At 52.7% G+C, this 7,961-nt stretch carries 18 protein-coding genes; 17 read left to right on the forward strand and 1 reads right to left on the reverse strand.

All coding sequences use genetic code 11. The features are described 5' to 3' along the window. The first annotated feature begins 7 nt into the window (after positions 1 to 7). The 14 genes from IQ22_RS20605 to IQ22_RS20665 all read left to right on the forward strand — a co-directional run bounded on the left by IQ22_RS20605 (position 8) and on the right by IQ22_RS20665 (position 5,508). Entirely contained in the window at positions 8 to 211 is a 204-nt protein-coding gene (locus IQ22_RS20605; protein ID WP_145145524.1) for a Cro/CI family transcriptional regulator, read from the forward strand. Positions 212 to 234: 23 nt separating this feature from the next. Then, positions 235 to 450 (forward strand): hypothetical protein, encoded by a 216-nt coding sequence (locus tag IQ22_RS20610; RefSeq protein WP_010794618.1) that lies wholly within the window; start codon positions 235 to 237, stop codon positions 448 to 450. A 19-nt stretch (positions 451 to 469) separates the two neighbouring features. After that, positions 470 to 691, forward strand: coding sequence for a hypothetical protein (locus tag IQ22_RS20615; RefSeq protein WP_010794617.1), 222 nt, complete (start codon positions 470 to 472; stop codon positions 689 to 691). Between the two features lie 69 nt (positions 692 to 760). Next, complete coding sequence (locus IQ22_RS20620; RefSeq protein WP_145145526.1) at positions 761 to 1,576, forward strand: replication protein; 816 nt, start codon at positions 761 to 763, stop codon at positions 1,574 to 1,576. Next, entirely contained in the window at positions 1,576 to 2,244 is a 669-nt protein-coding gene (locus tag IQ22_RS20625; protein ID WP_145145528.1) for a replication protein P, read from the forward strand. Before IQ22_RS20620 ends, IQ22_RS20625 begins: the two co-directional genes overlap by 1 nt. After that, a complete protein-coding gene (locus IQ22_RS23225) occupies positions 2,241 to 2,381 on the forward strand; it encodes a hypothetical protein (protein ID WP_158635469.1) in 141 nt (46 codons plus the stop codon). Before IQ22_RS20625 ends, IQ22_RS23225 begins: the two co-directional genes overlap by 4 nt. After that, the gene (locus tag IQ22_RS20630) at positions 2,378 to 2,575 is read left to right on the forward strand and encodes a hypothetical protein (RefSeq protein WP_145145530.1); all 198 of its coding nucleotides are present in this window, start codon (positions 2,378 to 2,380) and stop codon (positions 2,573 to 2,575) included. The genes IQ22_RS23225 and IQ22_RS20630 overlap by 4 nt, the downstream gene beginning before the upstream one ends. Beyond that, positions 2,572 to 3,276 carry a DNA-methyltransferase gene (locus tag IQ22_RS20635; protein ID WP_145145532.1) on the forward strand — a complete coding sequence of 235 codons (705 nt, stop codon included), beginning with the start codon at positions 2,572 to 2,574 and terminating at the stop codon, positions 3,274 to 3,276. The genes IQ22_RS20630 and IQ22_RS20635 overlap by 4 nt, the downstream gene beginning before the upstream one ends. Next, entirely contained in the window at positions 3,273 to 3,464 is a 192-nt protein-coding gene (locus IQ22_RS20640; protein ID WP_145145533.1) for a hypothetical protein, read from the forward strand. Before IQ22_RS20635 ends, IQ22_RS20640 begins: the two co-directional genes overlap by 4 nt. Next, complete coding sequence (locus IQ22_RS20645; protein ID WP_145145534.1) at positions 3,461 to 3,865, forward strand: recombination protein NinB; 405 nt, start codon at positions 3,461 to 3,463, stop codon at positions 3,863 to 3,865. Before IQ22_RS20640 ends, IQ22_RS20645 begins: the two co-directional genes overlap by 4 nt. Further along, on the forward strand, positions 3,862 to 4,164 hold the full coding sequence (locus IQ22_RS20650; protein ID WP_145145536.1) for a nuclease domain-containing protein: 303 nt from the start codon (positions 3,862 to 3,864) through the stop codon (positions 4,162 to 4,164). Before IQ22_RS20645 ends, IQ22_RS20650 begins: the two co-directional genes overlap by 4 nt. Further along, positions 4,161 to 4,445 carry a hypothetical protein gene (locus IQ22_RS20655; RefSeq protein WP_145145538.1) on the forward strand — a complete coding sequence of 95 codons (285 nt, stop codon included), beginning with the start codon at positions 4,161 to 4,163 and terminating at the stop codon, positions 4,443 to 4,445. The genes IQ22_RS20650 and IQ22_RS20655 overlap by 4 nt, the downstream gene beginning before the upstream one ends. Then, positions 4,442 to 4,798, forward strand: a complete 357-nt coding sequence (locus IQ22_RS20660; protein WP_145145540.1) for a RusA family crossover junction endodeoxyribonuclease — start codon at positions 4,442 to 4,444, stop codon at positions 4,796 to 4,798. The genes IQ22_RS20655 and IQ22_RS20660 overlap by 4 nt, the downstream gene beginning before the upstream one ends. Then, positions 4,789 to 5,508 carry a hypothetical protein gene (locus IQ22_RS20665; protein WP_145145542.1) on the forward strand — a complete coding sequence of 240 codons (720 nt, stop codon included), beginning with the start codon at positions 4,789 to 4,791 and terminating at the stop codon, positions 5,506 to 5,508. The genes IQ22_RS20660 and IQ22_RS20665 overlap by 10 nt, the downstream gene beginning before the upstream one ends. A 243-nt stretch (positions 5,509 to 5,751) precedes the next feature. Here IQ22_RS20665 and IQ22_RS20670 read toward each other — a convergent pair whose 3' ends face one another. Then, positions 5,752 to 6,270 (reverse strand): hypothetical protein, encoded by a 519-nt coding sequence (locus IQ22_RS20670; protein ID WP_145145544.1) that lies wholly within the window; start codon positions 6,268 to 6,270, stop codon positions 5,752 to 5,754. A gap of 448 nt (positions 6,271 to 6,718) precedes the next feature. Here IQ22_RS20670 and IQ22_RS20675 point away from each other — a divergent pair, with 448 nt between their 5' ends. The 3 genes from IQ22_RS20675 to IQ22_RS20685 are packed head-to-tail and all read left to right on the forward strand — an operon-like array spanning position 6,719 to position 7,867. Beyond that, positions 6,719 to 7,054 (forward strand): hypothetical protein, encoded by a 336-nt coding sequence (locus IQ22_RS20675; protein WP_145145546.1) that lies wholly within the window; start codon positions 6,719 to 6,721, stop codon positions 7,052 to 7,054. Then, complete coding sequence (locus IQ22_RS20680; protein WP_145145548.1) at positions 7,047 to 7,373, forward strand: hypothetical protein; 327 nt, start codon at positions 7,047 to 7,049, stop codon at positions 7,371 to 7,373. Before IQ22_RS20675 ends, IQ22_RS20680 begins: the two co-directional genes overlap by 8 nt. Before the next feature lie 8 nt (positions 7,374 to 7,381). Continuing rightward, positions 7,382 to 7,867, forward strand: a complete 486-nt coding sequence (locus IQ22_RS20685) for a glycoside hydrolase family 24 protein (RefSeq protein WP_145145550.1) — start codon at positions 7,382 to 7,384, stop codon at positions 7,865 to 7,867. Positions 7,868 to 7,961: the final 94 nt, after the last annotated feature.

A 7,961-nucleotide genomic window follows, 5' to 3' on the forward strand; every position in this document is an offset into this window, starting at 1 on the left:
CACGACCATGAAAGAAAGCACTCTCGAATCCTTTGTGGCCGCGAAAGGACAGTCCGAAGCTGCAAGGCTTCTACGAGTGACCCCTCCGGCAATTCACAAAGCTATTTCTACCAAGCGGGACATCCGTGTTCTTGAGCTTCCCGATGGAAGTTTTCGAGCCGTTGAGTCACGCCCATTTCCATCCCAATCACCCAAATTTCAAGCCGCTTAACTGGCATCAGGAGCAGTACCAGCATGAGCTACGCAAACCCCGCAGACCGCCGTGACAACAGGCACAAGGTCAGCCTCAACAGCACGTTGAACAAAATCATCACTAAGTCAGCCGCTCGCGCTCGTAAGCAGAACGCCACCTTCTTGCTTGAGCTGATTGAGTGGGCAATCGAGAACGGCGCCGTTGAAGAAATCGTCGGTAACGACCTGTTGAGAGCCGACGAGTCTAGCGTGGCCTGAAGGGCCATAAGGGGCCCAAATGCTGTGCTTTGAAGACTTGAAGCCGGAAGCAAGAGCAGAGGTTGAGCGCTTGATGACGGCGAAAGGACAGAGCCTCGATGAGGCAATAGAAGAAATAGTAACAAGCGGGATAGCAATGGGCGGCCTGACCTTTGCGGGTCGTCCCAAAGCCAAGGTAACGCAGATCTTAGGACCACCCAAGGAGGTGGGCCAAAGAAGGGACAAAAAAGATACGAATTAGCCCTTTTACGGGCAAGAAAAAGCCGGTGGCTAGACCGGCTTCCTCAGTACCTCAAGTTCGAGACGAAGTATGAATAACGTAATCCAGCTTAGCAAGTCCCAGGGGTTTACCCGAATGGACAACGACCTATACGAAGCCCTGATTGGGGCTGACTTGTCCGGTCGTGAGCTTCGGGTAGCACTGGCTATCCACCGACTCACTATCGGCTTCAACACTCAAACGTCCCGTATTGCTGCTTCGGTTATCGCCAAGCTATCAGGCATTCATGCGGACAACGTATCCCGAATCATCTCTGAGCTTCTTCGTCAGCGTGTCATTTTCCGTACTGGTGGTAGCCGTAGTCCTATCGGTATCAGCCCAGTTTCTGAGTGGAAAATTGATGCTCAAAACGACGATAAATCGAATCTGACGAAATCCTGCGAAACTGTCGTATTTGACAGGTCGAGACTGTCGAAAACGACAGACTATAAAGACAGTAAAGACATAACTAACTCTAACGAGTTAGTAACGCCCGCAAAGTCATCGGTGATTTCAAAGCCGAAAGCCAAGACGGCAAAGCCAGCAACAGGCATCAAAAAACTCTTGGCTGATAACCCGCACGGCGCATCAGAAAAAATCCTCACTGAATACCTCGCTCTTCGCAAAGCTAAGCGCGCACCTATCACCGATACCGTGTGGGCTTCGATCAACACCGAGCTTGGAATCCTGGCCAGTCATGGACTATCCGCCGATGAATCCCTAGCGGTTGCAATCAAGGCGGCGTGGCAGGGTTTTGAGAGCGAGTGGGTATTAAACCGTATGCGCCGGTCAGCGCCTCTTGTTCGCCAATCCAATGAGCCCGACTTCGATAGCGTCGAGTGGGCTAATGATCTTGGAGAGTGGTGATGAAAAATGTTGTGGACATTACCAAGAGCCTGCCTGCGGTCATGGGAAAGGCGAAGCCTGAAGAAATTAAGCCAGCCCCGGCATTCATCGACGAAAAGAGCGCCCGCGTTGTGAACTCTCTCTTCCGTGAACTTCAGTCCATCTTTCCAGCGTGGCGTCAGGCTTGGCCCACTGACAAGGCACTGGATCACGCCAAGGCAACATGGACCAAGGGCTTTCGTGATGCCGGAATCACGAGCATAGAACAGATCAAGTTCGGTATTCAGGCCTGTCGGAGTCTGGGTACTGACTTTGCTCCAAGCGTTGGCAAATTTATCCAGATGTGCCAGCCAACGGCCGAGATGCTTGGCTTGCCATCTGCTGAAAAAGCCTATGCCGAGGCCTGCCGCAATGCTCACCCATCTGCTGACCGTCATTGGACCCATGCAGCCGTGATGCATGCCACCAACGAAACTGGCTTCTACAACCTGAACACGCTTAAGGAAGACGAGAGCCGCAAGCTTTTCATGCGCAACTACGAGATAGCCTGCCGCATGGTTGAAAAAGGTGAGCCGCTGAAGGAGATCCCGAAGGCGCTTCCAGCTGAGGTCAAGACGCCTGCTAACCCATCCATTGCACTGGCCGAGCTTAAGAAGATGCGCGAGATGGTTAGGGGAGGCCGGGCATGAGCAAGTTTATAGACAGCTTCCCTCTTATTACCGTCATTTGCTCGACGCTTCTACTGGTGTTCGTTGCTTTTAACCTGGGTGCAGACCTAGGTGCAATCAGATATGCCGCGACCCATAAGTGTGAGGTCCAGCCATGAACTGGAAGCAAGACGGCAAGTACGCCCTACGAGGCGAGCATGGCTACCAAATCGGCAAGTACATCGTAGATGGCAAGCCTCGCTATATAGCTTGGCTAGGCATGGAAGCTCTAGGTGAGCGCTGCGACACCGTGCAAGAGGCGAAGGAGCGCTGTGAGCGTCATCTGCAGATCATGGGGAGGGAAGCGGCATGAGCACGGTAATCAAGAGAGTAATAGGTGACGCTACCTTGTACTTGGGAGACTGCCTTGAGGTTCTTCCAATGCTTAGCGGTGTAGATGCGCTAATCACTGACCCCCCGTATGGAATTAATGAAAACAGTAAAAAGGTTGCCAGCCGCTCTAATACAGCCAAAGCCAAAGACTATGGCGTTTTTGATTGGGACAAGTCTGCCCCAACTGCAGAACTGATTGAGCTTATGCGCAGCAAGGCCAAGTGGCATGCCCTATTTGGAGGTAACTACTTTGACCTTCCGGCTACTAGCTGCTGGCTCGTTTGGGACAAGTTAAACACCGGTGATTTTGCGGACTGCGAATTAGCTTGGACCAATTGGCCTAAAGCCGTTCGGCGTATTCAGTGGCGTTGGAATGGGATGATTCGGCAGGGAAATGAAGAAAGATTCCACCCAACTCAAAAGCCACTGGCTGTTATGAAATGGGTAATCGATCTGTGCCCCTCAGCTCAAACAGTTCTAGATCCGTTCATGGGGTCAGGGACTACTGGTGTAGCAGCTATCCAGATGGGGCGGAAATTCATCGGGATAGAGCGAGATGAAAGGTACTTCGAAACGGCATGCAAGCGGATTGAAGAAGCTATGCGTCAGGTGGATATGTTCACGTGCCAAGCCCAAGAGTCGCCTGTAACGAATGATCTTTTCTCGGAGGGGGTCGCATGAGGACCTACACCTTCACCCTAGACCAGCTCAGAGAGTTTGCAGAAAGCCTGTTCGATGACGGCTACCGCTGCGCCTCTACTGTGAGCGAGCAGGGCGACCCCATGGACGTGTTCAGGACCGAGGCCTATTACCACACTCGCTGCCGTGAAGTGGAGCATCGTCTGTTCAGCGTGGGAGGTAAGCAATGACTAGGCCTTCATTCCCGTTGCGTAACGAAATGGACCGTCAGCGCGCTATCGCTCTGCTGCAAAAGGTTGATTTGTCAGCTGGCTGGACATGGAGCCTGAAGGAAGAGGCGCGTACAGACGCCCAGAACAGACGTATGTGGGCCATGTTGCGTGACATCTCTCGTCAGGTTGAGTGGTACGGCCAAAAGCTAGACGACACCGATTGGAAGCACATCTTCAGCGCCTCGGTACAAAAACAGCGTGCAGTCCCCGGCCTGGATGGTGGGTTCGTCGTGCTGGGCATCTCAACCAGCAAGCAAAGCAAGAAGTGGTTTAACGACATGTTTGAAGTAATGGAAGCCTTCGCCGCTGAGCATGGTGTGAGATTTACCACGGCTAACTATTGGGGGATCGCAGCTTGAAGATCGTATCCAAGAAACTGCGCGATTCAGCTCGGGACCAAGACTGCACTCTGCGCCTGGACGGGTGCCGCTTCAGTCCAGAGTTTACGGTGCTTTGCCACCTTCCAGTGGGCATGAAAGGGGTGGGCCTAAAGTCGCCTGACCTGTTTGCTGTATTTGGCTGTGACCATTGCCATGCGGTCATCGATGGGCGCGCCCAAGGGCATTACACCGAAGCGGATCTTCTCCGTGCGCTGGCTGAAACACAAATGATCTGGGTTCGCATGGGCCTATTGAAGATCCAAGGAGTAGCAGCATGACAGGGATCATTATCGACAACCGTAAGCCCACCGCCGTGGTAGTCACCCATGACGGTAAGAAGACGTTCGACACCTTTGCCGAGGCCTGTGCCTATGCCGACGAGATACGCGACAAGCGCATCCTGGTATGGCCGGACGATCAGACTTCGTTCCCCTTCGTCAATGCCTTCAATGAAGAGCGCATGGACCGTATAGGGCAGAACGGGCCAGATGGCTTGGCATACGATGGCGTTGGCAAGGAATGGCTAGAGCAGTACGGCTTGCTTGGAGACGCCAAATGACAACCCTCACGCTTCCTTGGCCGCCAAGCAATAACACCTACTACCGCAGGGTAGGGGCTAAGACGCTTATCAGTGAGAAGGGACGGCAGTACGCCAAGACGGTCTCCCAGCTCTGCCTGATATCCAAGGTTGCCAAGCGTGAAGGACGGCTGCAGGTGGTTATTACTGCCTGCCCACCTGATCGCCGGAAGCGTGACCTGGACAATCTTCTTAAAGGACTACTCGACGCGCTGACCCATGGCGGCGCCTGGCAGGACGACAGCCAGATCGATGATTTACGAATAGTACGCGGACCTATTCAGGTCGGCGGCACGGTATCGATTGAAATAGCGGAGATAACCCAATGCGCCTGAATGACCTGAAATCTGCTCGCACTGCCTGGCATCAGGCGTATTACAACGAATCTCACAGCACGACAGCACACACTGAGACCGTCGCCACCTTAGGCATGGTCTTTGGTGGCGGATGGACAGAAAAGAAGTTTCGAGAGATCGGGCCAGACGGCAAGCAAATCACCTTTAGCCAGTGGGTGTGGGTAGATAAGCCCATGGATACCCGTGTAGCGAAGCGTAAGAGCACAGGCGTAGCGATAGAGGGTGCCCTGCGTGGACGTATTCAGAGCGCAATCGGAACGCTCCCAGCGCATCTGAGAGCGTTTGGCAGCTTTATGTATAACCCGGTCAGCTATGACGATACAGATATTGCCGAAGCCGCCTCAGAAGTCGTGTTTCGGTTGGCCTATATGAAAGGCGAGCGGATGTATGCCAAGAAGATGGAGAAGGCCCGGTATGTAGCTGCTGGAGTGCTTCGCCGGTATCGCCAACGGCACCAGGGCGGGCAGAGTGAGGGAGTCGATCAGATAGGTACCTATCACAGTCTGGATAAGCCGGAGTTCTTTCGTTCTTGGGTGCTAGATGAGTACGGGGTAAAGCTAGATCCGCGCAACTGGGATCGGGAGTGGGAAGGGTTTATTCAGGCTTGTTTCGATGTCTGCAATGACTTGGATAAGGATGCTTTGTCGCCTGTGGCCCGTTGCATTGGGCTGATAAAAGAGGCTGCGTAAGATCCGATAAAATGCAATGTTATAATGTTTGACAAAATGTGCGGGAGGAGATACGATCTTTCCAAGATGTGATGAATCACTCAAAAGAAAGCCCCGCTATGTTTCGGGGCTTTTTTGTGTACGATTGATTTTTATCTGTCGGGCATGATCATGAAGTGGAAGCTGCAGGGTGTGAATTTCCGTTGTATGTATGCAGCTGCTGTATGTGTTGGGGTCATGACTGTTGATGCCGACTACACATATCTATGGGGTGGGGCGGCCGTTATCTTCGTTTGTCTTGGCCTCTTGTCTGCCCGAATTGTTAAGAGTGGAAGATAGGTTCTTATTCATGCCTTCCATAAGCTCATGGATTTGCTGTGTGGTGTATAGCTTTGCTTGGCTCAGTATGTGTTGACGCTGCTCTTCTTCAAGCTCCTGCTTAAGCTTGGCTTGTACTTCTTTGTCGCCCCGTTTAAGTAGAAAGCTGGTGTAATCAAGAAGAGCTTTGCCATACATGACCACGTTGAAAAACGATAAGCTGAAGTCTACGACCTCTAGTCTCGTAGGCTGGCCGCTTGAAGTGGCAAAGATAAACATTCTGAAGGAGAACCAAGCGATGACAATCACCATCACGGTGATGAGGGCTGTCTTGGCAATCCAGCTTATTACCATTGCCCTTTCAGCTGCTGTTGCCCTTGCCACAGCAAACATGAGCCCTACTAATGCAATGGTAATGCTGATGAATGGCGTAACAACGCTTGTTGTATGGCTAACGCTTTCCATAGTTAAAACTTCCCGTGAGGTAGATCGGTCGCACGAAAAGCCTATGGGAAATGCGTCACGCTGAGAAGCGCACGCCGCCTGGTTATCCAGGCACCGATTTAACGAGCCTCGCCAAGTGCGGGGCTTTTTATGACTAAAGCTTTAATAGCTCCTGCCGATAGCCCGTATCCAGGCGGTTGCCTCCTCTCCCGCTTGGCATTTATGGGGCTGCAGGATGCAGCTGCTGTAATCCCTACTTTAAGCCCAGCCTAACCGCTGGGTTTTTTTATGCCCAAATTTCCTGCAGTCCAAGCGCACACCCCACCGGGATTAGCTGCCTTGAGTGGTCAGGAATCGACAGGTCTGGATTGGCTGATGCCGGTCGCCTGTTTCATCAACGTCGCGAGACGTAGAGCGCTGGTCGACGCACTGACCACCTAATTCAAGCCCATCAACCGGAGAGGGCCAGATGTTCGAGTCCTTACCAACCGACCTTAAGGGCTGGCTAGGCTGGGTCGGTATGGCCGTTGTCACTGCCATCGTTTATTTCCCCAAGGTATGGGGAGAGAGGCGAGGTGATAACAAGGAAATCGACCGCCTATCAGCCGCACTATCTGAAGAACGCCAGGGCAGAAAGGATGCCGAAGCGAAAATACAGGAGTTGATGCTGCGTTTCTTTGAGCAGAACGCCACCAATGCGCGATTAGAAGAGCAGATGAAGCACTTGGGTGAGCAGAACGAAGAGCTCAGACAAGAAATCTCCCAGCTACGCGCAGAACTCCAGCAGGTACGCGGAAATGCCTGATTCAATGGCAAGAGAACAATCAAAGACCCGTCGCGCATGGGATAACCATGGTAGCTGGCTGTTGTTATTTATCGTTGCCATCTCGTGCTTTATGGGTGGCAGTACGTTCAATGCATCCAGTACCGGCCAGACGATCAAGATCATTACTGATTCGTACGAACGTCAGGATGCCGCTCGGATAGCCCGTATCCGTGAACTCACCGATCAGAACCTTGCGTTGACCAAGCAAGTGAGTGATCTAGCCCATACCACAGCAATGAAAGCTGACGAAGCAGCAGAAAAGGCTTCCAAGGCGCTCGATAAAGTCGCACCCCAGTAGAGGAACGTATGCCGCGTATCACCGCACAACAAGCAGGCGGTGAGAACGTCTGCGCCTTTTTGGATACCCTGGCTGCAAGTGAGATTGGCCCAAAGATGCTGGCCTTGTCTGACGACGGCTATAACGTTCTTGTAGGCTCCATGCCAAACAAGATGCTCCTGATGCGGGATTATTCGGATCATCCGAATGTTTACAATCAGGCAACCAACTCCACGGCTGCCGGTCGCTATCAAATCCTGTATCGCTACTGGCCCCACTATAAGGCTCTGCTCAAGCTGCCGGACTTCGGCCCGATCAGTCAGGACCTGTACGCCATCCAGCAATTCAGGGAGCAAAGGGCTCTTGATGACATCAAGGCCGGACGCTTCGCCTCTGCAATCGCTAAATGCCGAAATATCTGGGCAAGCCTTCCGGGCGCCGGGTACGGACAGCATGAGCACAACATTGACCACCTGCTAGCGGCCTTTGTGAAGGCTGGAGGCAAGGTAGCGTGACCATCATTCCTGAAGTCCTGATTAAGTGGGCACTGGCTATCGCTATAGCGCTTGGCTGCCTGTTTGGGGCTTACCGATATGGAGTGAACACCAC

Origin of the sequence: Pseudomonas duriflava, from assembly GCF_007830155.1 — a bacterium.
Taxonomy (GTDB): domain Bacteria; phylum Pseudomonadota; class Gammaproteobacteria; order Pseudomonadales; family Pseudomonadaceae; genus Chryseomonas; species Chryseomonas duriflava.